This is a genomic window from Ferrovum myxofaciens (assembly GCF_013181415.1).
GTDB classification, from domain to species: domain Bacteria; phylum Pseudomonadota; class Gammaproteobacteria; order Burkholderiales; family Ferrovaceae; genus Ferrovum; species Ferrovum myxofaciens.
Genome location: NZ_CP053676.1, coordinates 911,740 through 938,256, shown reverse-complemented (window position 1 = coordinate 938,256; position 26,517 = coordinate 911,740). Strand labels below are relative to the sequence as shown.

At 52.5% G+C, this 26,517-nt stretch carries 19 protein-coding genes; 12 read left to right on the top strand and 7 right to left on the bottom strand.

Translation table 11 applies throughout. From position 1 onward, the window contains the following. The first annotated feature begins 14 nt into the window (after nt 1–14). From glgB to HO274_RS04480, 10 genes are all read left to right on the top strand, one after another. Nucleotides 15–1,952 (top strand): 1,4-alpha-glucan branching protein GlgB, encoded by a 1,938-nt coding sequence (gene glgB / locus HO274_RS04525; RefSeq protein ID WP_273121769.1) that lies wholly within the window; start codon nt 15–17, stop codon nt 1,950–1,952. Then, entirely contained in the window at nt 1,949–3,943 is a 1,995-nt protein-coding gene (locus HO274_RS04520) for an alpha-1,4-glucan--maltose-1-phosphate maltosyltransferase (protein WP_273121768.1), read from the top strand. The genes glgB and HO274_RS04520 overlap by 4 nt, the downstream gene beginning before the upstream one ends. Nucleotides 3,944–3,952: 9 nt before the next feature. Continuing rightward, nucleotides 3,953–7,309, top strand: a complete 3,357-nt coding sequence (treS, locus tag HO274_RS04515) for a maltose alpha-D-glucosyltransferase (RefSeq protein ID WP_273121767.1) — start codon at nt 3,953–3,955, stop codon at nt 7,307–7,309. Between the two features lie 81 nt (nt 7,310–7,390). Continuing rightward, nucleotides 7,391–9,523 (top strand): glycogen debranching protein GlgX, encoded by a 2,133-nt coding sequence (glgX, locus tag HO274_RS04510; protein ID WP_273121766.1) that lies wholly within the window; start codon nt 7,391–7,393, stop codon nt 9,521–9,523. Between the two features lie 14 nt (nt 9,524–9,537). Beyond that, nucleotides 9,538–11,352: a malto-oligosyltrehalose trehalohydrolase gene (treZ, locus tag HO274_RS04505; RefSeq protein WP_273121764.1), complete on the top strand. Its 1,815-nt coding sequence runs from the start codon at nt 9,538–9,540 to the stop codon at nt 11,350–11,352. Beyond that, nucleotides 11,349–16,475, top strand: a complete 5,127-nt coding sequence (locus HO274_RS04500) for a malto-oligosyltrehalose synthase (protein ID WP_273121762.1) — start codon at nt 11,349–11,351, stop codon at nt 16,473–16,475. The genes treZ and HO274_RS04500 overlap by 4 nt, the downstream gene beginning before the upstream one ends. A 172-nt stretch (nt 16,476–16,647) precedes the next feature. Next, nucleotides 16,648–17,181 carry a c-type cytochrome gene (locus HO274_RS04495; RefSeq protein WP_051862068.1) on the top strand — a complete coding sequence of 178 codons (534 nt, stop codon included), beginning with the start codon at nt 16,648–16,650 and terminating at the stop codon, nt 17,179–17,181. Nucleotides 17,182–17,283: 102 nt separating this feature from the next. After that, nucleotides 17,284–17,679 (top strand): DUF4398 domain-containing protein, encoded by a 396-nt coding sequence (locus HO274_RS04490; RefSeq protein ID WP_273121759.1) that lies wholly within the window; start codon nt 17,284–17,286, stop codon nt 17,677–17,679. An 18-nt stretch (nt 17,680–17,697) separates the two neighbouring features. Next, nucleotides 17,698–18,504, top strand: coding sequence for an OmpA family protein (locus tag HO274_RS04485; RefSeq protein WP_031596385.1), 807 nt, complete (start codon nt 17,698–17,700; stop codon nt 18,502–18,504). A 74-nt stretch (nt 18,505–18,578) separates the two neighbouring features. Then, nucleotides 18,579–19,448 carry an ADP-polyphosphate phosphotransferase gene (locus HO274_RS04480; protein ID WP_031596384.1) on the top strand — a complete coding sequence of 290 codons (870 nt, stop codon included), beginning with the start codon at nt 18,579–18,581 and terminating at the stop codon, nt 19,446–19,448. A 31-nt stretch (nt 19,449–19,479) separates the two neighbouring features. Here HO274_RS04480 and HO274_RS04475 read toward each other — a convergent pair whose 3' ends face one another. From HO274_RS04475 to HO274_RS04450, 6 genes are all read right to left on the bottom strand, one after another. Continuing rightward, a complete protein-coding gene (locus HO274_RS04475; protein ID WP_273121757.1) occupies nt 19,480–20,355 on the bottom strand; it encodes a magnesium transporter in 876 nt (291 codons plus the stop codon). Nucleotides 20,356–20,571: 216 nt separating this feature from the next. Continuing rightward, nucleotides 20,572–21,384, bottom strand: a complete 813-nt coding sequence (locus HO274_RS04470; protein WP_273121755.1) for an RNA-guided endonuclease InsQ/TnpB family protein — start codon at nt 21,382–21,384, stop codon at nt 20,572–20,574. Then, complete coding sequence (locus tag HO274_RS04465; protein WP_273121753.1) at nt 21,296–22,024, bottom strand: transposase; 729 nt, start codon at nt 22,022–22,024, stop codon at nt 21,296–21,298. The genes HO274_RS04470 and HO274_RS04465 overlap by 89 nt, the downstream gene beginning before the upstream one ends. A 69-nt stretch (nt 22,025–22,093) precedes the next feature. Then, nucleotides 22,094–22,768 (bottom strand): ISAs1 family transposase, encoded by a 675-nt coding sequence (locus HO274_RS04460; protein ID WP_420537376.1) that lies wholly within the window; start codon nt 22,766–22,768, stop codon nt 22,094–22,096. 38 nt (nt 22,769–22,806) lie between these two features. Continuing rightward, complete coding sequence (locus HO274_RS13395) at nt 22,807–23,457, bottom strand: transposase family protein (RefSeq protein ID WP_337954673.1); 651 nt, start codon at nt 23,455–23,457, stop codon at nt 22,807–22,809. Beyond that, nucleotides 23,421–23,897, bottom strand: a complete 477-nt coding sequence (locus tag HO274_RS04450) for a Druantia anti-phage system protein DruA (protein ID WP_337954672.1) — start codon at nt 23,895–23,897, stop codon at nt 23,421–23,423. Before HO274_RS04450 ends, HO274_RS13395 begins: the two co-directional genes overlap by 37 nt. Nucleotides 23,898–24,112: 215 nt before the next feature. Between HO274_RS04450 and HO274_RS04445 the strand changes: the two genes are divergently transcribed. Together HO274_RS04445 and HO274_RS04440 are read left to right on the top strand one after the other, a co-directional pair. Further along, a complete protein-coding gene (locus tag HO274_RS04445) occupies nt 24,113–24,634 on the top strand; it encodes a hypothetical protein (protein ID WP_273121751.1) in 522 nt (173 codons plus the stop codon). A gap of 282 nt (nt 24,635–24,916) precedes the next feature. Continuing rightward, complete coding sequence (locus HO274_RS04440; RefSeq protein WP_273121749.1) at nt 24,917–25,375, top strand: hypothetical protein; 459 nt, start codon at nt 24,917–24,919, stop codon at nt 25,373–25,375. Nucleotides 25,376–25,713: 338 nt separating this feature from the next. Here the strand turns inward: HO274_RS04440 and HO274_RS04435 are convergent, their stop codons facing one another. Further along, nucleotides 25,714–26,421, bottom strand: coding sequence for a Crp/Fnr family transcriptional regulator (locus HO274_RS04435; RefSeq protein WP_273121747.1), 708 nt, complete (start codon nt 26,419–26,421; stop codon nt 25,714–25,716). Nucleotides 26,422–26,517: the final 96 nt, after the last annotated feature.

Genomic DNA, 26,517 nt, shown 5'->3' with positions numbered 1-26,517 from the left:
CAGGCTAGAAAAAAATGCCTGGGTTGACGAATCTTGGCGTGCCCGTTCCAAAGTCGGGCATGTTTACGGATCTCGATGTTTATTTGTTCAAGCAAGGCGATCATTTTCGTCTATATGAAAAACTTGGTTCGCGCTGTATTACCCTTGAAGACGTAAAAGGTACCTGGTTTTCCGTATGGGCACCGAATGCGGTGAGTGTCTCGGTGATCGGCGAGTTCAATTATTGGGATGCCACCGTCCATGCGCTATGTCTCCGTGATGATGGATCGGGGATTTGGGAAGGATTCATTGCGGATGTCACAGTCGGAGCGACGTATAAGTACAGTATCCTTTCCCGCGATGGAAAAACAGCCGACAAGGGTGATCCATTTGCGCTCTACTGGGAAAAACCGCCTTTAACTGCTTCCCGTGTTTGGGAATTGGATCATGCCTGGAATGATGCTGACTGGATGCGGGTGCGCGGAGAGAAAAACCGGCTGAACGCGCCTTTTTCCATTTACGAAGTACATTTGGGTTCCTGGCGGCGCGTTCCCGAAGAGGGCAACCGTTCTCTCACCTATCGTGAGATGGCAGAGTGGTTGCCGCGTTACCTTGTGGAATTGAATTTCACCCATGTGGAATTCATGCCGGTGACAGAACACCCTTTTTACGGTTCCTGGGGCTACGAGACCATCGGCTATTTTGCACCAACGGCGCGTTACGGTCCACCAGAGGATTTCATGTTACTGGTAGATACCTTGCATCAGCAGGGCATTGGCGTGATTCTGGACTGGGTGCCCGCACATTTTCCTGCCGATGCTCATGGCCTCGGTCATTTTGATGGGACTTTTCTGTATGAGCATGCCGATCCGCGTCAGGGCTATCAACCGGACTGGCATAGTTCATTGTTCAATTATGGTCGAAATGAGGTACGTGCATTTCTCACCAGCAGTGCCCTGTTCTGGCTTGATAAATATCATATTGACGGACTGCGCATCGATGCAGTGACATCAATGCTTTATCTGGATTATGGCCGCAAGGAAGGTGAGTGGATTCCTAACCGCAATGGTGGACGGGAGAATCTGGATGCAGTCACTTTCTTGCGTAACCTGAATGATGCGATTTATCGTGATTATCCGGATACCCAGACGTTTGCCGAAGAGTCCACTGCCTGGCCCATGGTTTCCCGTCCCGCCAATTTTGGTGGTCTGGGTTTCGGTCTGAAATGGAATATGGGGTGGATGCATGACACTCTGGAATATTTTTCAGAAAATCCGATCAACCGAAAATACCACCATACACAAATCATTTTTAGTATTTGGTATGCATTTTCAGAAAACTTCGTCTTGCCTTTGTCCCATGACGAAGTAGTTTACGGCAAAGGTTCGCTGATTGGAAAAATGTCCTGTGATGAATGGCAGAAGTTTGCCAATCTGCGCTTGTTATATGGCTATATGTGGGGGCATCCGGGCAAAAAACTGTTGTTCATGGGCTGCGAATTTGGACAGAAGAGTGAGTGGCAGCACGAAGAAAGTCTGGACTGGTCTGTACTGCAATATCCGTTGCACGCCGGATTGCGGCGCTGGGTCGAAGATCTCAACCGTTTTTACCGCAGTGAAGCGGCACTCTATCAGCAAGATTTCAGCCGCGATGGTTTTCAATGGATAGAGTGTAACAGTGCGGAAAAAAGTGTGGTGAGTTTCCTGCGCCGTGGCTATGGCGCTGGCGATGTGCTGTTGGTGGTTTGCAATTTTACCCCCGTCATCCGTGAAAATTACCTGGTCGGCGTGCCTGGCGGTGGTTACTGGCACGAAGTGCTCAACAGCGATAGTGAACTTTATGGTGGCAGCGGCGTGGGGAATTTGGGGGGCGTTGAAGCCGGTCCCGTTTCTGCAGGCGAAATGTACCATTCGCTGATGCTGCGTCTGCCTCCCCTGGCTGTTCTCTTCTTTAAACCAGGGGATGGGTCATGATGGACGGACACAAACTTGACGGCAGGCGGCGTGTGATCATCGATAACGTACAACCGGAAATCGAGTTCGGGCGCTTTCCAGTCAAGCGGGTCATCGGTCAGGCGTTGGTGGTGGAGGCCGATGCCTTCACCGACAGTCATGATGCTGTGAATTGTGTGTTGCGCTACCGACATGACAAGGATCCTGACTGGCATGAGATTTTTATGTGTCCCTTGGGGAATGATCGTTGGCACGCATCGTTCCCGCTCAAGGAATTGGGTCAATATGTCTACACAATCACCGCTTGGATCGACCATTTTTTTTCCTGGCGGCATGACTTCGTGCTTCGCAATGACGCTCAGGATATTGCTCAGACACTTCTGGTCGGTGCAAGGTTGGTGGAAGAGGCTGCGACGCGTGCCATGGGTAAACATCAGGGGCAACTCCAAAGGTTTGCCGGAAAAATGCGGACGGTCTCACCGGATGCAGGTGCCCTTCTGGCTCGTTCTGAGACTTTGGCCAGCCTGATGCAGCACTATTCCGACCGGAGCCTGGCATCGGACTATCCCCATCTGCCCAGCGTATGGTCTGAGCCGGTAAAAGCACGATACAGCACATGGTATGAGTTTTTTCCTCGTTCCTGTGTCGGCAATGACCAAGAGCACGGGAGTTTCTCTGAATGTCAAAAGCGGTTGCCCTATATCGCAGACATGGGATTCGATGTGCTGTATTTGCCCCCCATTCATCCGATCGGTTTGACTCATCGAAAGGGCCAAAATAATACGTTGGGAGCCAGTGACACGGATGTAGGCAGCCCGTGGGCGATCGGTGCGGAGGAGGGGGGGCACACCTCGATTCATCCGCAACTTGGCACGCTGGAAGACTTTCGGCGCCTGGTGATAAAAGCGCGAGAACTGGGTATGGATATTGCGCTGGATATGGCTTTTCAGTGTTCCCCCGATCATCCTTATGTGCGAGAGCATCCGGAATGGTTTCGCCATCGTGCGGATGGCAGTATCCAGTATGCTGAAAATCCACCTAAAAAATACGAAGACATTATTCCATTTAATTTTGAAACCGATGCCTGGCAAGGGTTATGGCAGGAACTTCTGGATGTGGTTCTGTTCTGGATCAAGCAAGGGGTTTACCTATTCCGGGTGGATAATCCGCACACCAAACCCTTCCTGTTTTGGGAATGGCTGATTGGCGAAGTCAAGCGCGTACACCCTGAAACGATTTTTTTGGCGGAAGCCTTTACCCGGCCGAAAATTGCCTACCATCTTGCCAAGACAGGCTTCAGTCAGTCCTATACTTATTTCACCTGGCGCAATTCAAAACGAGAACTTGAGACGTATTTCACCGAACTCACCCAAACCGAAGTACGCGACTATTTCCGACCAAATCTGTGGCCAAATTCGCCCGATATTCTGGCTGAATTTTTGCAGTTCGGTGGTCGTCCGGCGTTTATGCTGCGTCTGGTGCTGGCGAGTACGCTGGGCGCAAATTATGGTATCTATGGCCCGGCTTACGAGTTGATGGAAGCTTCGCCCCGCGCTCCAGGTGAAGAAGAATACCTCGATTCCGAGAAATATCAAGTGCGGCGCTGGGCGCTTGATCGTACAGACAGCCTGAGAGATTTCGTCACGCGGGTGAACCGTATCCGCAGGGAAAACGTAGCGCTGCAACAGGATCACCATTTGCAGTTTTTTGAGGTAAATAATGACAATCTGCTGTGTTATGCAAAAACCACACCGGATAACGCTGAAATCATTCTGGTGGTGGTCAATCTGGATCCGCATCATACCCAATCCGGCTGGATTACCTTGCCGCTGGACAGGCTTGGGCTGGAGGCGGATCGCTCTTATCAGGCCCAGGATCTGCTGACGGCTGCGTGCTATTTGTGGAATGGCGCGCTCAACTACGTTGAAATCAATCCTCAGGTGGCGCCTGCACATATTTTCAAATTGCGTCGGCACGTACATACCGAACATGACTTTGACTACTTCCTGTGAGCGCGCGCTATGAATGAGACCAAGGCCAATGACTCTCCCCTGTCCGTGGACAACCCGGAATGGATGGAAGACCCGCTCTGGTATAAGGATGCTGTTATTTACGAACTGCACATCAAGGCTTTTTTTGATAGTGACGATAATGGCACGGGAGATTTCGCCGGGTTGATTCGGAAACTTGATTATCTTCAGAATTTAGGGGTAAATACACTCTGGTTATTACCCTTTTACCCTTCGCCCATGCGCGATGACGGGTATGACATATCCGATTATCGCAATATCCATCCCATGTACGGCACGATGACCAATTTCAGGCAGTTCGTGAAAGAAGCGCACCATCGTGGTCTCAAGGTCATCACGGAATTGGTCATCAATCACACTTCCGATCAGCACCCCTGGTTTCAAGCTGCCCGTCGGGCACCCGCCGGGTCGAACAAACGGAATTTTTACGTATGGAGCGATACGGACCAGAAATTTCCAGAGACGCGCATCATCTTCAGTGATACCGAGAAATCCAACTGGGCCTGGGATGATGAAGCACAAGCCTATTACTGGCATCGATTCTTTCACCACCAACCCGATCTCAATTTCAACAATCCCAGGGTGGTGAAAGAGGTCATTAAACTGATGCGTTTTTGGTTGGATCTGGGGGTGGACGGATTGCGTCTGGATGCGGTTCCCTATCTGTGCGTGCAAGAAGGAACACAAAACGAAAATCTGCCGGGTACGCATGCCGTGATCAAACAAATGCGTGAGGTGCTCGATGCGCATTACACCAACCGCGTCTTTCTCGCTGAAGTCAATCAGTGGCCGGAAGATGTACGAGACTACTTCAGTGATGGTGATGAATGTCACATGGCTTATCATTTTCCCCTCATGCCGCGAATGTACATCGCCATCGCTCAGGAAGACCGTCATCCTATCGTTGACATCATCCGGCAAACCCCGAGTATTCCAGAAACCTGTCAATGGACCATTTTTCTGCGTAACCACGACGAGCTTACCCTGGAAATGGTCACGGACAAAGAACGTGACTACATGTATCAGATATACATCGGCGATTCCCACGCGCGCCTGAACATCGGCATTCGATGCCGACTGGCACCCCTGATGGGGAATGAAATAGATAAAATCAAATTGATGAATAATTTGTTGCTGTCCATGCCAGGCTCTCCCTGCCTCTATTACGGGGACGAAATTGGCATGGGGGACAATTTTTTTCTGGGAGATCGTAACGGTCTGCGCACACCTATGCAATGGAGTCCGGATCGCAATGCCGGTTTCTCCCGCGCTGATCCGCAGCGCCTGTACCTGCCGCCCATCATGGACCTGGAGTATGGCTTCGGAGCCGTGAATGTGGAGGCACAGTTGCGGGAACGGGGTTCGCTGTTGAACTGGATGCGGCGTGTGCTGGCACTGCGCAAAAACCATCGGGCATTTGGGCGCGGGACACTGGTTTTTTTACACCCCGTCAATCGCAAGATACTCGCCTATTTAAGGTCATACGAGAATGACATCATTTTGTGCGTCAGCAACCTGTCACGTAACGCGCAAGCAGTGGAACTCGATCTTTCGGCTTATAAGGGATATGTACCGGTGGAACTAATGGGCCGAGCGGTTTTTCCGCCCATTGGTCAATTACCCTACCTCCTCACATTGTCCGGATATAATTATTATTGGTTTCTGCTGACCAGAGACGAAGAGGTTTCGGTAGAGCATGTAGAACAATTGCTTCCCGATGAATTGCCGACCCTGGTATTGTTCAAAGGCTTGCAGAGTTTCTTTCGCGAGCGGGTCGAACACTGGCATGTTGCCATGGCAGAGACGGTTCGTGCCCAACTTGAAGAAGACGTATTGCCACATTTTATTGCAACGCAACGGTGGTATGGGTCCAAAGGCGAAGGGGTGCGACGGGTGGTCATCGATGATTATGCCCGGTGGGAGAATGCGAAATCCCTCTCGTTGATAACCCTGTTTCGTATTGAAGGGGCAGTGGAAGAACCTCTGGTTTATTTTATCCCCCTCTCGCTGGCATGGGAAAATGGCGACGAGGAGCGTTTGCACGCTATGATGTCTGCCACCGTAGCCAAAGTTCGACATCAGGCAAAAGTTGGAATCCTGTGCGATGCGTTTGCGGACCCGGAATTCTGCAGGTTTCTGGTGCAGGCCATGGGCGCGCGTCAAACGCTGCCTTGTGAACAAGGTGTCATAAACTTCTCGACGACCCAAGCATTCTCGGTACTCGCAGGCGAGGTATCTTCTGCTCAACTATCCGTTCGACAGCCCAGCACACAGGGCAGCAATACCGTTGTCGTGCTGGATGAAAAGTTTTTCCTGAAAGGCTATCGGCATTTGCAAATCGGGACGCAACCCGAGTTTGAAATCGGGCGTTTTTTAACTGATGTGGCCAACTTCCCCAATACGATACCGGTACTCGGCATCATCGAGTATCAAGGCAGCAATGGCAACAACATGACACTTGCCTTGTTACAAAGTTATATCGAAAACCAGGGTGACTGCTGGAGTTACACGCTGGACTACCTGAATCGATTCCTGGAAGACGCGCACACCGCAGTTGAACCGGCCAAAATAATGGCGCAGACGCATCATAGTGCCTATCTGATTCTGATGCGCACGCTGGGTCAGCGTACGGGTGAACTGCACAATGCACTGGGTAAAGTGACCGGGGATTTGGCTTTCGACCCCGAACCGATTTCAGCTACCGATCTTGCGGACTGGGTATTGCAGTTGCAAGCAGAAGCCGTAACCACGCTGGATCTGCTGGAACTTCATGCAGAAAATCTGTCAGGAAATGCTCAAGAAACCGCAAAAACCTTGCTCACGCAGCGAAAAGAACTTGCTGACCGTATTCAAGCCTGTGTTATTGAACCGATCAAGGCAGTCAAAACACGCTACCACGGTGATTTGCATCTGGGGCAGGTCCTGCTCACCCAGAATGATTTCATGTTCATCGATTTTGAGGGAGAACCTGCCCGTCCCCTCGCCGAACGTCTCCATAAGCACTCGCCCTTGAGGGATGTGGCCGGTATGCTGCGATCCTTCGACTATGTCGCTCACACCGCACTGGTGAATGTCCGTGCAGATCAACCCGAAGATTTGGCGATGTTTGAAGCCTTGCTCAACGACTGGGAAGCCGAAGCCGGGCGTGTTTTTCTCGCGGCTTACGATGAAGCGGTGCAGGATTCCAGCCTGTTCTCAGAGCAGTCCTCGACGCACGGCTTGCTGGACCTGTTTTTGCTAGAAAAGGCACTTTACGAAGTACGCTACGAACTTGACAATCGCCCGGATTGGGTAATCATTCCATTGCTTGGAATCCTGGCGCTCGTACACAGGGATATACCGCAGTAGGTGATCACAACTCACTGCCGGATAGACGTTTTTTATGAGCAACCGTGTTTGACACGAATATTTCAACAGTGAGAACTCACCATGAACAAACCCATATCGTCAGTCTGGCCAGGTCGTCCCTATCCACGCGGCGCACATTGGGACGGCGAGGGTGTGAATTTCGCTATTTTTTCCGAGCATGGCGAAAAGGTGGAGTTGTGTCTGTTCGATCCGAAGGGAAAGAGCGAAATTCAGCGTATCGAATTGAAAGAGCGCAGCGATTTCGTCTGGCACTGCTATCTGCCCGAACTTCGTCCCGGCGCGCTTTATGGTTTCAGGGTGCATGGACCTTACCGTCCAGAGGATGGGCATCGGTTCAATCCGAACAAACTGTTGATAGAACCCTATGCGAAGGATATCGTGGGGACACCAATCTGGAACGATGCACATTTTGGTTACAGCATCGGCAGCAAACAAGAGGATCTTTCTTTTAGTCGCCGAGACAACGCCAGTTTCATGCCGAAGTGCCGGGTCATTGATCAGACCTTCCTGTGGGGGAATGATCAATCTCCGGACATTCAATGGCAGGATATGGTGATTTACGAGTTGCATGTCAAGGGATTTACCATGCAACATCCAGATATTCCCGCCCAGTTCCGTGGTACCTACGCCGGGTTGGCGATGGGGCCGGCCATCGAACATCTCAAACGTCTGGGCGTGACAACGGTTGAACTGATGCCGATCCATACCTTCTTCGACGATCGCCATTTGGTGGAACAAGGGATGCGAAATTACTGGGGATATAATTCGATCGGTTTCCTGGCTCCGGATGCCCGTTATTCGGCGAGCGGCAATGTCAGCGAATTTAAAACCATGGTGAAGACGCTCCATAAGGCGGGCATCGAGATCATTCTGGATGTGGTCTACAACCACACCGTCGAAGGAAATCAAATGGGTCCGACCCTGTCCTTACGGGGTATCGACAATGTTTCTTATTATCGCCTGATGGCTGATAACCCTCGCTATTACAAGGATTATACCGGCTGTGGTAATACTCTGGACATGCAGCAATCCTGCGTGCTCCAGTTGATCATGGATAGCCTGCGCTATTGGGTGCTGGAGATGCATGTGGACGGTTTCCGTTTCGATCTGGCTTCTGCACTGGCCAGAGATTTGCATGAAGTCAACCAACTGGGAACCTTCTTCGATACCATCCGTCAGGATCCGGTGCTGAGCACCATCAAACTGATTGCCGAACCCTGGGATCTGGGCGAAGGGGGATATCAAGTGGGAAATTTCCCGATGGGCTGGGCGGAATGGAACGACAAGTATCGTGACAGCATTCGCTCTTACTGGAAAGGCGATGGCGGACTGCTGGGAGAGTTGGCTCAACGATTGACGGGATCCAGCGACCTGTATGAACGTAGCGGACGCAAACCCCATGCCAGCATTAACTTCATTTGTGCACACGATGGTTTTACCTTGCATGATCTGGTGACCTACGACACCAAACATAACGAGGCCAATCAGGAAGACAACCACGATGGGAACGATAATAATCATTCCTGGAATTGCGGCATCGAGGGAGAAACCGACAATCCCGAAATCAATGCCTTGCGCGCCCGCCAGAAACGCAATTTTCTCGCCACCCTATTGTTTTCACAGGGAGTTCCCATGCTGGTTGCCGGGGACGAGATGGGCCGTACCCAGCAAGGCAATAACAACGCCTACTGCCAGGATAATGCAATTAATTGGCTATCGTGGGAACTTAAGCCACAGGATCAGGATTTGCTCGAATTCACCCGGAGCATTATCAGTTTGCGCCTCAAGCACCCCCTGCTGCGACGGCGCTATTTTTTTCAGGGACGCTCCATTCGCGGCGGTGATGTAAAAGATATTCTTTGGCTTAAACCGGATAGCACAGAGATGAGTGATGATGACTGGAACCAGCCATTTTCACGTTGTCTGGGCTTGCACCTGATCGGCGACTCCTTGTTTGAAACCGACGAACAGGGGCAGCGTCTGATCGACGACAATCTGTTGTTGCTGATCAATGCGTATCATGAGGACATTGCTTTTACACTGCCAGAGTTTGGTGAGCATTCCTGTTGGGAGGTGTTGCTCGATACTTTTGAGCGCAGGGGCAAACCCGAAATTTCCCACCATTCAGTCGGACAAAACTGTTCTGTACATGGACGGAGTCTAATGCTCCTGAAACAAAGCAAGACGCAATGAGAAGCTCTCATGACATGCCTTTCGGGGCCCATCTGCTGCCAGGTGGAAATATACGTTTTCGCCTATGGGCACCTGCGGTACGACAGGTTGAGTTGATCCTGAAACAGGACGATGGAAAAAAAACCATTTTGCCGATGCACTCCCTTGCAGACGGTTGGTTTCAAATCGAGACTTCGCCACCACAGGCGCAACCTGGAACCTTCTATCATTATCGATTGGATGATGCGTTGGATATCCCTGATCCGGCATCGCGTGCCAATCCTCAGGACATACACGGCCCCAGCCAGGTGGTCGATGCCACTGCTTTTATCTGGCAGGACGATGCCTGGCAGGGGCGCCCCTGGCATGAAGCGGTCATCTACGAACTGCATCTGGGTACATTCACGAGCGCAGGTACCTTCGCGGCTGCCTTGCAGCATCTGGACTACCTGGTGGAACTGGGGATTACTGCCATCGAGTTGATGCCCGTTGCAGATTTTCCGGGAGCACGGAACTGGGGTTACGATGGAGTGCTGCTGTTTGCGCCCGACCACAGTTATGGCACGCCAGAAGACCTGAAGACACTGGTGCAGGCCGCTCATGCACGTGGATTGATGGTATTGCTGGATGTGGTGTACAACCACTTCGGACCGGAGGGCAATTATCTTCATGCTTATGCCCCGCAATTCTTTAGTGATCGCCATCATACGCCGTGGGGCGCGGCCATCAATTTTGATGGCAAGGACAGCCGCACGGTCCGCGATTTTTTCATTCATAACGCATTGTACTGGCTCGAGGAATACCATTTCGACGGGTTGCGGCTCGATGCAGTGCACGCCATTGCCGACAACAGCCGACCGGATATCGTGACTGAACTGGCTGCGGTTGTACAGGCAGGACCTGGAAGCACCCGGCAAGTGCACCTGATACTGGAAAACGATGCCAATATTGCCAGTTATTTACAACAAGGAACCCTTGCCGCCCAGTGGAATGACGATTGCCACCACGCCTTGCATCTATTGCTGACTGGTGAATCGGATGGCTACTATGCGGATTATGCTGATCAGCCAACCCGTCATCTGGCCCGTTGTCTGGCGGAAGGCTTTGCTTTTCAGGGCGAGCCTTCTGCTTTTCGTGCCGGGCAACTGCGTGGCGAACCAAGCCGACACTTGCCGCTCAGTGCGTTCATCAACTTCACCCAGACCCACGACCAGATAGGCAATCGCGCTTACGGCGAACGTATGGCCCGGTTGGCCCCAGAAAAATCGCTGCAAGTGGCGCTGGCTATATTACTGCTGGCCCCATCCCCACCGATGCTATTCATGGGCGAAGAATTCGCTGCGGCAACGCCCTTTCAGTTTTTCTGCGATTTCCAGGGTGAATTGGCCAGTACGGTCACTGAGGGGCGACGACGCGAATTTTCCGGTTTTCGTGCCTTTACCGACCCCGCTGCGCTGGCGAGTATTCCAGATCCCAACGATTTGGCCACCTTCGAAGGGTGCAAACTTGATTGGGACTGCTTGAATCAATCCCGGCATCAGGCTTGGCTGGAATATTACCAACGTTTACTGGCATTGCGACGTACACAGATCATGCCACACTTGCCGGGTATTCATGGGGGTGCTGGATTTGAACTGATTGGAGCGACGGGGCTGATCGTGCGTTGGGGTTTGGGGGATGGCACGCAACTGACGTTGTTGACCAATCTGGGGGATGAACCAATGGAAGGCCCCTTGCATCTTGACGGCGCTCCACTCTACCTGAGCCAAGTCGATCTGTCTGGTTTCCTTTCTGCCGGGCGTATGCCCCCCTGGTGCGCGGCTTGGTTTATCAAGGAAACCCAACTATGAATTCCAAGGATGCGCTCGTACAACTGGCCGAGTTGCAGGGTATCGCGCCGCACTATCAAGACCTGAAGGGTGATCTCTGTCACACCAAGCCAGCCACGCAACGCGCTTTGCTCACTGCGATGGGGGTGAAGCTGGATGGCGATTTGCCTACCATTCTGGCTGAACATGAGGCGCGGTCATGGCGTAACTTGCTACCGCCCGTATGGGTCGTGCGAGCGGCGACAAAGACCGTTGCGGTACCGGTTGCATTTCCTTCTACGTGCAGGTCTGACTTATATCGGTGGCAGTTGACGCAGGAAGATGGCATGCGTGAAGAGGGAGAGTTCCGGCCGGTGAATCTTGAAGCCACGGGCAGTCATCAGATCGATGACGAGCAGTATCAGCGTGGCTTGCTACAGTTGCCTAACTGTCCGAAACCAGGCTATCACCGGCTAACCGTGCGTACCCCCGAGGGGGTGGAAACCTGCATGTCTTTGATCGTTGTACCTGCTACCTGCTACCAGCCCACAGTACTCGCCGATGGGGGGCGAATCCATGGAGCCGCTCTGCAACTTTACGGCGTCCGCTCGCAGCGTAATTGGGGTATCGGCGACTTTACCGACTTGCGCATGATGGTTGAACTGGCCAGTGAGGCAGGCATGGATATTATCGGTCTCAATCCACTGCATGCTTTATTTCCAGGCAATCCGGCCCATGCCAGCCCGTACAGTCCATCCAGTCGTCTGTTCCTCAATATCTTGTATCTGGACCTGGAAGCGGTAGAAGATTTTACCGAATGTGATGAAGCCCGCTCCATGGTTGAGGACGAAAGGTTTCAGGCCCGCTTACGTGCGTTACGCTCTGAGGAACTGGTGGATTATTCCCAAGTCATGGAGGCCAAGCAGACGATACTTGACTGCCTGTATCGGCACTTCAGAGAACGGCACCTGAAAGAGAATAGCGAACGTGGACAGCAGTTCCGAGAATTTCAGTGGAATGGATTGGAAAGCCTGCGGCGCTATGCACTGTTTGAAGCGTTACAGGCACATTTTCAGAAGCAGGATGCCAGTACTATAGGGGGTTGGCCGGTATGGCCAGAAGCCTACCGCGACCCGGCAGCGCAGGCGGTTGCTGCTTTCACGCAGGATCATTTGGAACAGATCGAGTATTACGAATATCAGCAGTGGCTGGCGCACCTGCAACTTGATGCGGTTAAAAAAACTTCGCTGGCCCTGGGGTTGGGGGTTGGATTATATGGGGACCTGGCGGTAGGCGTGAATCGCGGTGGCGCGGAAGTGTGGGCCAACCAGGACGATTATGCGCTCAGTGCCAGCATCGGCACACCGTCGGATGAATCCAACCTGAACGGTCAGGATTGGGAATTGCCCCCCTGGATACCGGAACGCTTGCGTGCGGCAGCTTATGCGCCTTTTGTTCAGATGCTGCGCGCCAATATGCGCCATGTGGGTGCGTTGCGTATCGACCATGTCATGGGACTGATGCGGTTATTTTGGATTCCACAGGACGATGTTGCCGTGGCCGGTACCTATGTGAATTATCCCTTCGATGACCTGCTCGGTATCTTGATGCTGGAAAGCCAGCGGAACTGTTGTCTGGTCATCGGGGAAGATCTGGGTAGCGTGCCGGATCATTTGCGCGAACGACTGCAAGATGTGGGCATATTGTGCTATCGCGTACTGTTTTTTTCCCGTGACGAGCAAGGGGGGTTCATACCCCCCGCTGATTATCCCGTGCAGTCTCTGGTAACGGTGACTACTCATGATTTGCCTACCCTCTACGGCTTTTGGCATGGGCAGGATATTGACACACGTACAATGCTAGGGCTTTTTCCCGGCGAAAACATGCAGCAGGAACAGGTGATGGCACGGGTGCATGACCGTGCTGCATTGCTCATGGCTCTCGAACGCGAGGGGTTGCTGGAGGAGGGGGGCAACCTGCATCCGGGGGGCAATCCGGACATGTCGCCGGAATTGGTGGGCGCGGTACATCGTTTTCTGGCCAGAACACCGGCGCAGGTAATGATGATTTGGCTCGAGGATGTTTTTGGTCAGATGGATCAGGTCAATTTGCCCGGTAGCACCCGTGATGCCTATCCAAATTGGCGACGGCGCTTGACCATCAATCTGGAAGAATGGCGCGACGACTTGCGGTTGAGACGCATTGTCGAGTTCATTGCTATCGAACGAACCAACGCCGGAAAGGCCACATCACAGCAGACCGACCTGCCACAAACACGCAGTCCACGTATTCCATTGTCTACCTATCGCCTGCAATTCAATCGCGCTTTCACTTTCAATCAGGCCCGTAAAATCGTACCCTTCCTGAGCGCGCTGGGCATCTCACACCTGTATGCTTCACCCTACCTCAAGGCGCGACCGGGAAGTCTGCACGGTTACGATATCATCGATCACAACCAGTTGAATCCCGAGATCGGCACGTACCCGGAGTTTGAGTTGCTCTGCGCTACCCTTGCCGAACACGGCATGGGGCAAGTGCTCGATGTGGTTCCCAATCACATGGGTGTGCAGGGCGGAGACAATGCCTGGTGGCTGGATGTTCTGGAGAATGGTCAAGCATCTGTTTATGCCGGATTTTTCGATATTGACTGGGCACCGATCAAGACTGAATTGCGCGGCAAGGTGGTATTACCGGTATTGGCTAACCATTATGGGACGGTGCTGGAGAATGCCGAATTAAAATTGTGCTTTGATGCAGGCCGTGGCGAATTCACGATTTATTATTACGAGCACCGCTTTCCGGTAGATCCCTCCGAGTATCCACAAATCCTGACGTATCGCATGGATACCTTGGGCGCACGGTTGGGGCAAGACAATTCATTATGGATGGAATACCAGAGCCTGGTTACTGCCTTCCGGAATCTTCCTTCCCGTGCCGAGGGTTTGCTCGAGCGTCAGGTGGAGCGCAGACGAGACAAGGAAGTTCATAAACGTCACCTTGGCGGTCTCGTTAATGGTTCTGCGGATATCGCCTGGTTTATCGAAGAAAACCTGAAATTCTATAACGGTACGGCAGGCGAATCCTCCGGTTTCGACCGATTTCACAATTTGATTGAAGCACAAGCTTACCGACTGGCATTCTGGCAAGTGGCTTCGGATGAGATCAATTACCGGCGATTTTTTGATATCAATGATCTGGCCGGGTTGCGTATGGAGAACGACGAGGTTTTCGATGCTACCCACCAACTATTGCTGCGGTTGGTTCAGGAAGGAAAACTGGATGGCTTGCGCCTGGATCACCCGGACGGACTGTATGACCCGAAGGCCTATTTTTTCAAGTTGGTTGAGCAATGCAAACGCATCGGTTATGCGCCTTATGTGGTGGTGGAAAAAGTTCTGGCGAACCATGAGGATTTGCGTGCCGACTGGCCGGTACATGGGACTACGGGATATGAATTCACTAATCTGGTCAATGGGTTGTTTGTGGTGACCAGCGCCGCCGAGCGTATGAAGCGCCTTTACAATAACTTCATCGGGGAACATGTGGATTTTGATGATCTGCTCTACGAGTCCAAGAGGCTCGTCATCAAGACTGCGCTGTCCGGGGAGTTGAATGTATTGGCCAACCTGCTCTCTAAAATCGCTGAAGCCGACCGTCATACCTGTGATTACACGTTGAATGGATTGCGTATGGCTCTGGCTGAAATGGTTGCCTGTTTTCCGGTGTACCGTGGTTACATTAATGCCCGTGAGGTTATGGCAGAAGACCTCATTAATGTCGAGCAGGCTACCGTAGAGGCCAAACGCAGAAGCAAAGCAGCGGACACCACCATCTTTGATTTTCTACATGATGTACTCACTCTTGTTGCAGTCGAGGGAAAATTGCCCGCGTACTCTGACCAGGTGCTTGCATTTGCCATGAAATTCCAGCAATTTACCAGTCCGGTCAAAGCGAAAGGACTGGAGGATACCAGTTCTTATCTCTATAACCGCTTGCTGTCGCTCAACGAAGTTGGTGGCGATCCGAGTCGATTTGGAGTGACCCTTACTGCATTCCACCGAGCCAATCGGTTGCGGGCAAAGAATTGGCCCCATGGGATGTTGACCACTTCCACGCACGATACCAAGCGTAGCGAGGATGTGCGTGCCCGCCTCAATGTGTTGTCTGAAATGCCGGCTGCCTGGCGGCTCGCCCTGCGCCATTGGCGCTCTGCCAACCGCAGTCTCAAACGTCTGGTGGATGGGCGGTTGATACCCACACCTAACGATGAATATTTCATCTATCAGACCCTGTTGGGGATCTGGCCCTCAGGTAAGCCGGATGCAAAGGAAATCGCCGACTTGGGTGTTCGGTTGGCGGAATATTTGATCAAGGCGGTGCGTGAGGCCAAAGTTCATACCAGTTGGATAAATCCCAATACGGTCTTTGAGGATGCCCTATTGGGATTTGCGGATGCGCTGGTAAATTCGCCCGTGAAAAGTTCGTTCATGACGGATTTTCTGCCTTTTCAGCGGCTGATTGCACGGATGGGCGTGTTCAACAGTCTGTCACAGACCTTGATCAAGTTGACTGTGCCAGGCGTGCCGGATATTTATCAGGGTTGCGAATTATTGAATTTCAGTTTGGTAGATCCGGACAATCGGAGACCCGTCGACTTCGGCATCCGCCAAAGGATGCTCGATGCGTTGCAGAAACTCGAAAGCAAAACGTCGCAGCAACGCACTGCAGGGGTACGTGCGTTATGTGATGGTTTGGAAGATGGGCAGGCCAAATTGCTGATCATAAGATCAGCGCTGGCATTACGGAAGCGCTGGCCAGATGTGTTTCAGAAAGGGAAATATTTGCGTCTGCCCGTCAAGGGAGAACATGCGGTTCATTTGTGCGCTTATGCCCGTATTGATGGCAGGCACATGGTTATTACGCTGGCGCCGCGTTTCTTCGCACAATTGCCGAGCGCTGCCGATACACTCCCTCTGGGAGAAAAGATTTGGGGGAATACAACAGTGGACCTGCCTTTTCATCGACAGGATAACCGATATACCTGTGTCTTCACAGGGAAGGTATTGAAGCCGCATCAGTGGCGGTCTGGTTGGTGTCTGACCATCGCAGAATTGCTGGCGGACTTTCCTGTGGGGTTGATCACCGTTGAGAGCGTGCCTGCGTAATAACTCCCCATTGCCGGGCCGTGGCAGTTATGTGTGTTAACGCACAGCCTCTATATTAAAACAGAGGTTAAATGGATCCGTTAAGTTTTGTATTTTCCGGGTAAACCCAATGGAATGTCGGGCACATCTGCGAGTACGATTGGTCGGTTTGCCATGGTAGGGAGGGATTGTGATGTTGAAAGTTATGGCTTCAGGAGTGGTGTTGACGCTGGTCGTGGTTCTGAGCGGCGCTTATGTTCTGGTGCAAAGCGGGCTTATTCCGGCTAATGCCGATGCAAAACCCGGTGGCCTCGAGACGTGGATGGCTCATACCTCTTTGAAAGCAACCCTGCGCCACGATGCCCCGAAAGAACAAAATCCGGTGGCATTGACTGATAAGAACCTCATGGCGGGCGTTTATCTATTCGCTCAAAACTGTGCAGTTTGTCACGGTACTGCAAAGGGGGTTGCACCGGCATCGCCCATAGCGAAAGGACTTTATCAAAAACCCCCGCAACTTGCGATCGATGGGGTTGAAGATGATCCGGAAGGCTATTCATTCTGGAAAATCAAGCACGGTATTCGTCTGACGGGCATGCCTTCATTTCGGGACTCACTCAGCGACCGACAGATCTGGACGCTTGCGCTTTTTTTGAAGCATATGGACCAGTTGCCGCCTGCGGTTCAGCAGACGTGGGTACATGTGCATAATTGGCCCGTGCTGTGACTCCTGTGAATCGGCGGTCCTGCGGAAATGGAAATTGTTTCAATTGCGGGATGATGTTCGTTACAACGATCATGTTTTGCTTTTAACTCTATAAGGATAAAAATGATGAGAAATTTTCACTACATAAAATCAAATCAAATACTGCGCAGAATTGGCGTGATCATGGGCGCTGCCATTCTGGTGGCGGGTTGTGCGAGCACTCCACCGCCTACAGCGCAGATGGCTATTTCCAAAACCGCAGTCAGTAACGCAAGCAGCGCTGGAGGAACCGAGTATGCACCGCTTCAAATCAAGTCTGCGAAAGAGAAACTGGATGCTGCGGAGCAGGCAATGGTAGCGAAAAATTATGTGCTTGCAAAGCAATTGGCAGAAGAAGCGCAAGTCGACGCCGAACTGGCTGTCGCGGTGGCGCGTTCAAATCAGGCAAAGAAAGCAGCGGACGCAGTGCAGGAGGATAGTCGCGCGCTGCACCAGGAAATAGATCGCAATGCCCAATAATCACCCATGGAGTTCATCATGCAAAAAAACCGATATTTCCCGCTGACCTTGATTGCCGCCGCCACGATTCTTTCTGGTTGTAGTTCAATGTCGCAAAATTCAAATCTCTCGGAAGCACAGAGCAGTTATGAACGTGCGCGAGCCAACCCTCAGGTCACCAGTTTGGCGCCGGCTGAATTGAAGGATGCCAGCGAGTCCCTGACCAAGGCGGACAATGCCTTGAGCACAGGGGAAAGTTCTTCCACGGTGGATCACCTGGCTTACATAGCCAAACGGAAAACGGAAATTGCGTTGGAAACCGCCAAACGGAAAGCGGATGAACTGGCAGTTAGAAACGCCACTGCTCAACGCGAAAAGGCCCAGTTGGCGGCAAGAACAGCTGAAGCTGATCGTGATCAAGTCCTTATTGCTCAACAGACAGAACAACTCAAGGAGTTGAATGCCAAGGAAACCAAACGCGGCATGGTGGTGACACTCGGCGATTTATTGTTCAGTACTGACAAGGCGCAGGTGTCTTCCGGCGGCAAGCACAATGTGCAAAAACTGGCCGGTTTTCTCAACCAATATCCGAAGTACAAGGTATTGGTTGAAGGCTATACGGACAGTACCGGCAGCGACAGTTATAATCAGGAACTGTCCGAGCGACGTGCCAATGCTGTACGGGCAGCCCTGCTCGAAGAGGGAATCAGCAGTGACCGCGTCACTACCCATGGATACGGTAAAGCGTACCCAGTTGCCAGCAACGATGCCGCTGCGGGTCGTCAATTGAATCGGCGCGTGGAAATCATTTTCTCCGATTCCAATGGCAATATTGCCCCACGTTAGGAGCCGACGAAAAAATATGAACTACTCTATCTAACTAAGCCCTAAGCCACTGACGCGCTCATTAAGGGATGAAGATGAAAATCAAGATAAGGGATTACCAGATAGGGGAGGGCGAAAAGGTTGACCTCAAGAAGTGGCCAACGCAGGTGAAACCCGTTTATTCGTCGAAGGATCAGTACCAAAAGCTTCTTGGAGAACAGGTGGAGGAACTGAGCAGGCGGCAACAGCTCCTCTATGCATCCAATCGCTATGCGGTGTTGCTGATTTTTCAGGCGATGGACGCTGCGGGCAAGGATGGCGCCATCCGCCATGTCATGTCCGGTGTCAATCCCCAAGGGTGTCAAGTGTTCAGTTTCAAGCATCCCAGTGCTGCGGAACTGGAGCACGACTTTCTGTGGCGTACTTCCCAGTGCTTGCCTGAACGGGGTCGCATCGGTATTTTCAACCGATCTTATTACGAAGAGGTGTTGATCGTTCGCGTACACCCGGAGATTCTTCGCAGTCAGGGGCTACCCGATGGGTTAACCGACGAGGAAACCCTCTGGCAGGAGCGATATCATTCCATCGTGGATTTGGAGAGCCATCTCCATCGTAACGGTACACGGATCATCAAGTTTTTCCTTCATCTTTCGGAGGAAGAGCAGAGGAAACGCTTTATCGATCGCATCGATGACCCAGAAAAAAACTGGAAATTCAGCCTTGCCGACATTGAAGAGAGAAAATTCTGGAAACAATACATGCATGCTTATGAGGCGTGCTTGAGCGCAACAAGTACAAAGATTGCACCGTGGTATGTGGTCCCTGCCGATGATAAGGAAAATGCTCGGCTGATTATTTCGCGGATCATTCTCGATACCTTCAAGGCGCTTGAAATGAGTTACCCAAAGACCGACGAAAAGCGGCGGCAAGAATTGTTGTCGATCCGCCAGCATCTGATGGAGTGAGATTAAAACTCCACGGTCTTCACTTTCCCTGTCACTTTACCAGAACTGTCGCCAGTCCCAATAGCATCCCCATGCTCACTATGTTTGTGGCGGTGGTCAGAAAAATACTTGAAGCAGTGGCGGGGTCGGCACCGAGTCGTTTCAGGATGAGAGGTACGACGGCACCACAGATACCGCTGATGAAACAACTGCCGATCATGGCCAAGAAGACGACTGAACTGAGCATGGGGGCACTCTGCAAATGTTGGGTGGTGGCAACTCCATACATGCCCGTTGCCGCTACCAGTCCAACGAGCGCACCATTCAGCAAACCGAGCAGAGCCTCTTTCCTGACCAGCGCTCTTTCCTTGCCCGATTCCAGATCGCCCAGAGCAATCCCCCGTAAGGTGATGGCCAAAGCTTGGCTGCCGGTGTTGCACGCCTGGTCGGCCAGCACTGGCAGGAACATGGTGAGGATCAGCAACCGGCTGATGGTTTCCTGGAAGTGGCCCACCACAGCGGCGGCGGCGAAGGCCGTGAGCAGGTTGATCTGGAGCCAGGGGTGACGGAGCCTCAGGCTCCGGACCCAGCGTGTGGCGGTGCGCTCCTCCTTTTCGACACCCACCATGGCGCCAGGTTGGAGGCTCAACTCGATTGACCGCTTTTGCTCCGCCACGATTTCATCGTAGAGGCGCTTGACCTCGTCACTTTGACGATGGATCAATGCGCGGCTTGCCTCCACTTCCTGAATCTTTTGTTCCAGTGTTTTGCTGTAGTTCTTTGCTTCCACGTGTAACAGGCGCACTTCCAGCATGTTATTGACGCGTGCCAGGACGTCGGCAAGGTCAAATGGCTTGCTGATGAAATCCTTCGCTCCGGCTTTTAAGGCGCGCAGTTTGTGATCCGGTTGGGCGGTAATGACGAGCACTGGAAGGTAGCCATTGGGTTCAATGGTCCGGAGTGAGCGCGATCACTGGTAACAAGCAAAGAGGCAGACCTGAACCTTGTATGGTGTCCTGACCGGTTGATATGTTCTGTGCGATGCCGAACAGGGGGGGGCTTAACAGACTGTTGGACCTGAGCGCAACTGCCTGGCAGTTTGCCTGCTTTGAACGGCAATTCGGTTCATGAAGTTCTCCCACCGCTAAAGCCCTAAAGGTCTTGTAGTGGGGGTTTCCAAGATCAACGACCAGCGCGCGGAAGTGTTTCCACTTCTATGACTTACCGAGGTCTCACTTAGCGTAGACTGCGATTTCTCGCAGTCGGTTCGAGAGCCTTCCGCCCCTACCTCGCCCCTTGCGGGGGCACATTGCGTACTTCTTGTGATCTTGCACCGCTTTTTCTTCTTTTCGACATACTCACCCGATTTCAACAACTTGACGCCACGCATGGCAATGACTTTTGCGGCATTATGATCGGCATGGTCGGTGTTTCCGCAGCTTAGGCAGACAAATTCGGATTGCGATACCCGGTTGTCCTGGTGAACGTGGCCGCATGCGGCACATTCCTGCGAAGAATAAAACGGTGGTACTTCGAGAACCAATTTGCCCTGACGACGGGCCTTGTACTGCAAATACATTTTTGTCTGCCCCCAGGTAGAGGCTAAAACGGATTTGTTGAGCCCAGACTTCGCAGCCGCTCCGTTACGCATCCATCGGCCCTGAGCATCCTTTTTGGCTTTTGCCCTTTGAGTCATGTTCTTGATTTTAAGGGCTTCGAATACGTAGAGTTTGTAAAGAGGATCGCAAGCCAGGGTATGACTGGTCTTGTGCGCCACATCCCTGCGCACGTCAACGCCGTACCGCTGGTAACGCGCCGCCTTATGCTTCGCCTTGAACCAACCTGATGAGTATTCGGGTTCGTCGGTCCTAGCGGCGCTGCCAGCGCTTCTTGTGGCGTTCCTGGGCGAGTAGACGCTTGTCCTGAACTTTTGAAAACCCGAATTTCTGTCCGTCACTTCCAGCCAACGGCAAGTTGACGCCTCGATCCAGCCCTGCAGTCATCTTGCGCAACTCGGCTTCATCAAACTGAATCAGCCAATTAGCTATTTCTTTGTCAGAAGGTTCTTGAATCCCGTCATCGTAGTTAAACGAAACGTACCAGCGCCTGGCATGAATGCTGATGTGTAGCGAAGCAGGAATCTTGTAGTCTCGATGGGCTTTGAATGCCAACACCCCAACCGGGAATTTCTTGATTCCTACATGAAGTTCGTAACCTTCTGCGACCGGCACGAACTTGAAGACTTCCGAAGTGAGCCATACCGATTGCTTGCTGTGCCTTTTATGGATAGTTGGGCGTCCTCCAAGATTGGAGAAATAACGACCATACGCCTGCTTCCACAGCACTGCACCATTCCGCAGTACGACACTAGGCACTTCGTCCAGATACGGCGTAAGTTCGGTTTTGAATTGTCCGTACTTCTGGTCAATGGGCGCATACTGACCGACGTGTTGCAGCGATTTGCGCGCAAAGCACCGGAAATACCGATCTTCGCGTACTTTGGCGTTATAGATGTTTCGCTGACAGCCGATCCACTGCAACAAGGTTTGTTCCTGCGCAGGAGTGGGGTAACAACGAAAACGATTGCCGATCTGCATCGTGAAATTATACCAGAACTTTGATTATTATGCAATAGTCAGCCTTATCCAATCACGGTAAATTTGTTCTCAATTTCTGAGCGACACAGTTGCCGAATTGTTTGTCATCCGCAGGTAGTCGAAGACGAGGCGTGTGCGGAAGCTGAGTTTGCGCATCAACTCGGCGATGGATTGATTGGGTTTCTGGAATGACTTGAGTATCCCGACCGCGAAGCGGCGCAGACGGGAAATGTTTTCCGGGCCAAAACCGGTATGGATACGGCTGCGATCCTCATCATAGTTCCAGTCGATGATGTAATGAACGCTTTCGATGCTCCAATGCCCTCGGTTGACGGCCAGCACCCGTTGCGGTGAGGCTTCTTGCGGAGTGCGGCTCGTCAACCCCAGTGCAATTTCACGCGAATAATCCCCGGTTTTTTTCCGGATGGATTCACGCTCGATCAGAAAAACCTGACCAACATGGGGGAAATCGAGGTAGGCATTGAGCGCCGTGCTGCACCAAATACGCCGCGTCTCGATGCGACCATGATCGGCAGAACTCATCTCGACGAAGTCGGCGGGCCCGCGCTTCTCGAACAGCAACGCGATATCGCGTTGCAGCCCGGGTTGGTTGCCCTTGGCGGTGAAGTGATAATGCGCCTGCTGCTCAACGATATAGTTTGCCAGTGCGCGCTGGGTCAGCAGAGCGTCGCCCGTGATATCGACACCTGCGAGGTCACAGGTGTCGAGCAACGGAATCGCCATGCCGATTTCGTTCGTGCGCTTCTGCTCATCACTGCCCTTTACGGGCAAGGTACCGACTTTTTTTGGGCGTGACAGATTTTGGATTGATGCCCGACAACGCTCATGATATGAGCCTGATGTCCCGCCTCGTCAATGGCATTCTTCATGGTCTTGCCATCGAGTGCCAACGCATCGTCTTTCTTCCCCCACGCCGCGTTCCAGGCATTGAGTGCCCGATCCAGCGCGTCCGGTTCGATGCGAACCAGGCAGTCGCGAATGACGAATTCACTAGGGACGACATAACTTCCCTTCTCACGCCGACAACCGAACCGCTCGCGGGCTTTCTGTCCCAAGGCATCGGCCCAATCAGAGATGGCTTTATAGCCGCGCATGCCGCACAGCGTTGCTCCCGCCGCAATGCCCAGTACGACAGGCAGGCGATGACGTATCCCATGAGCGCGGCGCGGATCGGAAACCATCGTGAAACACTGCGGCAGCATGCGCATCTGTTCGGCATTGAGCATGATCTTGGGGGCTCCTGTGAGTTGAAGGTGTGCTCGGTTGGGATGGGTCAATTGCCCCTGAGGATTGCGACACAGGGGGCGAACAAAGACCCGCTTGGGGGCATCGGCTTCCGCGCTGTAGCCTTCTCGGGTACGTCGATATCCCTGGGTCAGTCCCAACTCGATCCAGTTGGCTGCGCGATACACGCCACCATGGAAGCGCCGGGATCGACAAAGGTCTCCAGCAGCAGTAACGGATGACCAAAGCGCGTCTGCCAATCAGTGACGACCCGGCGTTCGGTCAGCGACAGAACGCGTGAGCCAATATTCGGCCGGTGCCAGTCGGGAAGAATCAAGAAGCGACTATTGTTGGCGATCAGTTTGAGCCGTCCATACTGCGAGCGAAAGTCCCAGCCGATCCACCGGTCACGAACGCCGCATTTCAGCGCCGCCGCCGATATACTCAGTTGCGCTACCCATTCTTCCCGCCAAGTCGCAACGTACCACACCGTTTCACCGATCTTCGGTAGTCCTCCAAGGTAATGGTGGCGCACCATCTGCTCTTGATAGCGCGTCTCCTCGCCCCGTTCCACAGGGCGTACCTGGATCTCTGATAGCACTTTGCTGGCGAGGTTCGTTGGTTCCATTCGGTGATTTATACCGGAAGTCTTCGGCAATGTCCAGCCCTACATGGTAACCAGCTGGTTTTAGTTGCCGTTTACAGGAGGGCAAATTCACCCTGCTTATCCAATGTGGTATGAGTCTGAAGGATGGCTGTATTTCCAACGAGGAATGAGCCTGAAGCGAATAATCTGAGGTCGATTGAAGAAGTGGGTTGATCATTGCAAGGATGATGATCAACATGAACGAAACACGGCTTTGCACGATTGAGCAGATTGAGCAATTTCTCAGTGGCTGCCTCCAGGTTGAATTCACCAAGTCTGGTGACGACAGCGAACGCTATGAACACATCAGCCGCGTGCTCAAGCGCTTTGACTATCCCGGGCAGGGTAAGCGAGAGAAAGGTGTGCTGCTGAAGTACCTGCAAGTCACCAGCGGCTACAGCCGCGCGCAAGTCACCCGCTTGGTCACCCAGTGGCACACAAACCGTTTGGCTACCGTACCCCTGTCCAAACGCTACCGTGCGCCTGCTGCCCCCTTTGCGCGCAAATACACGGCTATCGATATCGCGCTGCTCGCCGAGATGGACAAGGCCAATGAAGACGTGTGCGGCCCGGCCATTGCGCACCTCTTGCAGCGCGCTTACGGCGTCTATGGCGACGCGCGCTATGAGCGGCTGGTCGGCCTGTCGGTTTCGCACCTGTACAACCTGCGCAAAAAGCACGGGCTATCAAGCCTTGCGGGTAGTTTTCGCCAAGACTAATCCGGTGTGCAATCACATCGGTGTACGCAAAGTGCCACGCCCCAACGGGAGAGTCGGTTTTGTGCGTATCGACACCGTCCACCAGGGCGATCTTGACGGCATCAAGGGCGTGTATCACATCACCTGCGTTGACTCTGTGAGCCAATGGCAAGTCGAGGCGTGCGTGCAGGGTATTAGCGAGGCATTTTTTGTTACCCGTACTGGAACTGGTCATCGAACAGTTTCCTTTTTGTAATTAGAGGGTTCCACTCGGACAACGGCTCTGAGTACATCAATGGCCCGGTGGCTGCGATCCTTGAGAAACTGCGGATCGAGCAAACCAAATCACGCTCGCGCCACAGCAACGATAACGCGCTGGCCGAGAGCAAGAATGCCAGTGTGGTGCGCAAGCACATGGGCTTCGAACATATCCCCCAAAAGTACGCTCAACCCATCAATGCGTTCTATCAGGAAACGTTTAATCCATGGCTCAATTTTCACCGCCCGTGCATGTTTGCGACCGAGATCATCAGCCCCAAGGGCAAGATCATCAAACGCTATAAAGACGAGGATGTGAAGACCCCGCTGGAATGCTTGGTGCTGTTAAGTGTGAAGGATTTAGTCACGCTCAAAGAGGGCATCACTCTGGACGCATTGCAGGCGCAGGCGAAGTCCAAAACAGACTTGGCGGCGGCACAGGAAATGCAACGCGCCAAGAGTGAATTATTTGCAAGCTTTCAAAAACAAAAACGCCGGGCGTAACTGATCGGAAAACGACACCGAAAAAGCACCAATTCTTGAGGCTAAAATCATTAGAAAATAAACTCAAAACCGATTAGCATAATTCCATTAAACTTAACTTTTAAACCCGACCAACCCGCACTATCAAATCACCAAGTCCGTCACTGCTTCAGGCTCATACCTGAATTGGAAAATACTTAGTCAAAACGTAAATAAATTGACTTATATGCTGTTTTTGCAGACTTTTACAAAAACAAACCGTCCGCTAACCCCCTCCTGGCGCAAGCTTGGCGTGGAACTCGCCAAGGAAGGGGAATGCGCGGACAAGTGTTCAAGTAAAGACCGGCTGTGGGTAGAAACTACTTGGGGAGCAGGCGATCGAACTCTTTCTTGACCACTGCGTAACATTCGCAGACCCGCTTCTCCAGACCTACCCGGTCAAGAATGGTAATGTGGCCCCGACTGTACTTGATCAAGCCCGCTTTCTGCACATTTCCGGCGGCCTCCGTGACGCCTTCGCGACGTACCCCGAGCATGGCGGCGATCAGTTCCTGGGTCATGATCAGTTCGTTGGAGGGCAAACGATCGAGGCTCAGCAGGAGCCATCGGCAGAACTGCTGATCCAGGGTGTGATGCCGGTTGCATACCGCGGTTTGTGCCATCTGCGTCAGCAAGGCCTGAGTGTAGCGCAGCAACAGATGCTGCATCGGACCCGCGCGGAAAAACTCGTTTTTAAGAAACTGACCCTTCAGTCGGTAGGCATTGCCGGCACTTTGCACCACTGCCCGGCTGGGGGTGGTTTCACCTCCCATGAAAAGAGAGACGCCGACGATACCTTCGTTGCCCACTACGGCGATTTCTGCCGATGAACCGTCTTCCATGACATAGAGCAGGGACACGATGGAATCGACTGGAAAATATACGTGGCGCATCTGCATTCCGGACTCGTAGAGCACCTCGCCAAGTGGCATCTGCACCCCTTCCAGAAAGGGTGAGAAGTACGCGTAGTCTTCCTCCGGCAAGGCGGCAAGAAGATGATTCTGGCGAGGGTCTGGTAGAGATGACATGCGCACTCCCCCTGTACACCGACAGAATCAAAGAAATCTGTCGACACTCTATGGATGGTCTAATTCCAAGACCAGTATGAACTATCCGATTCATTA

Coding starts and splice junctions, on each gene's coding strand:
- glgB (WP_273121769.1), top strand. CDS start 15: ATGCCTGGGTTGACGAATCTTGGCGTGCCCGTTCCAAAGTCGGGCATG.
- HO274_RS04520 (WP_273121768.1), top strand. CDS start 1,949: ATGATGGACGGACACAAACTTGACGGCAGGCGGCGTGTGATCATCGAT.
- treS (WP_273121767.1), top strand. CDS start 3,953: ATGAATGAGACCAAGGCCAATGACTCTCCCCTGTCCGTGGACAACCCG.
- glgX (WP_273121766.1), top strand. CDS start 7,391: ATGAACAAACCCATATCGTCAGTCTGGCCAGGTCGTCCCTATCCACGC.
- treZ (WP_273121764.1), top strand. CDS start 9,538: ATGCCTTTCGGGGCCCATCTGCTGCCAGGTGGAAATATACGTTTTCGC.
- HO274_RS04500 (WP_273121762.1), top strand. CDS start 11,349: ATGAATTCCAAGGATGCGCTCGTACAACTGGCCGAGTTGCAGGGTATC.
- HO274_RS04495 (WP_051862068.1), top strand. CDS start 16,648: ATGTTGAAAGTTATGGCTTCAGGAGTGGTGTTGACGCTGGTCGTGGTT.
- HO274_RS04490 (WP_273121759.1), top strand. CDS start 17,284: ATGATGAGAAATTTTCACTACATAAAATCAAATCAAATACTGCGCAGA.
- HO274_RS04485 (WP_031596385.1), top strand. CDS start 17,698: ATGCAAAAAAACCGATATTTCCCGCTGACCTTGATTGCCGCCGCCACG.
- HO274_RS04480 (WP_031596384.1), top strand. CDS start 18,579: ATGAAAATCAAGATAAGGGATTACCAGATAGGGGAGGGCGAAAAGGTT.
- HO274_RS04465 (WP_273121753.1), bottom strand. CDS start 22,024: ATGCAGATCGGCAATCGTTTTCGTTGTTACCCCACTCCTGCGCAGGAA.
- HO274_RS04460 (WP_420537376.1), bottom strand. CDS start 22,768: ATGGCGATTCCGTTGCTCGACACCTGTGACCTCGCAGGTGTCGATATC.
- HO274_RS04450 (WP_337954672.1), bottom strand. CDS start 23,897: ATGGAACCAACGAACCTCGCCAGCAAAGTGCTATCAGAGATCCAGGTA.
- HO274_RS04445 (WP_273121751.1), top strand. CDS start 24,113: ATGAACGAAACACGGCTTTGCACGATTGAGCAGATTGAGCAATTTCTC.
- HO274_RS04435 (WP_273121747.1), bottom strand. CDS start 26,421: ATGTCATCTCTACCAGACCCTCGCCAGAATCATCTTCTTGCCGCCTTG.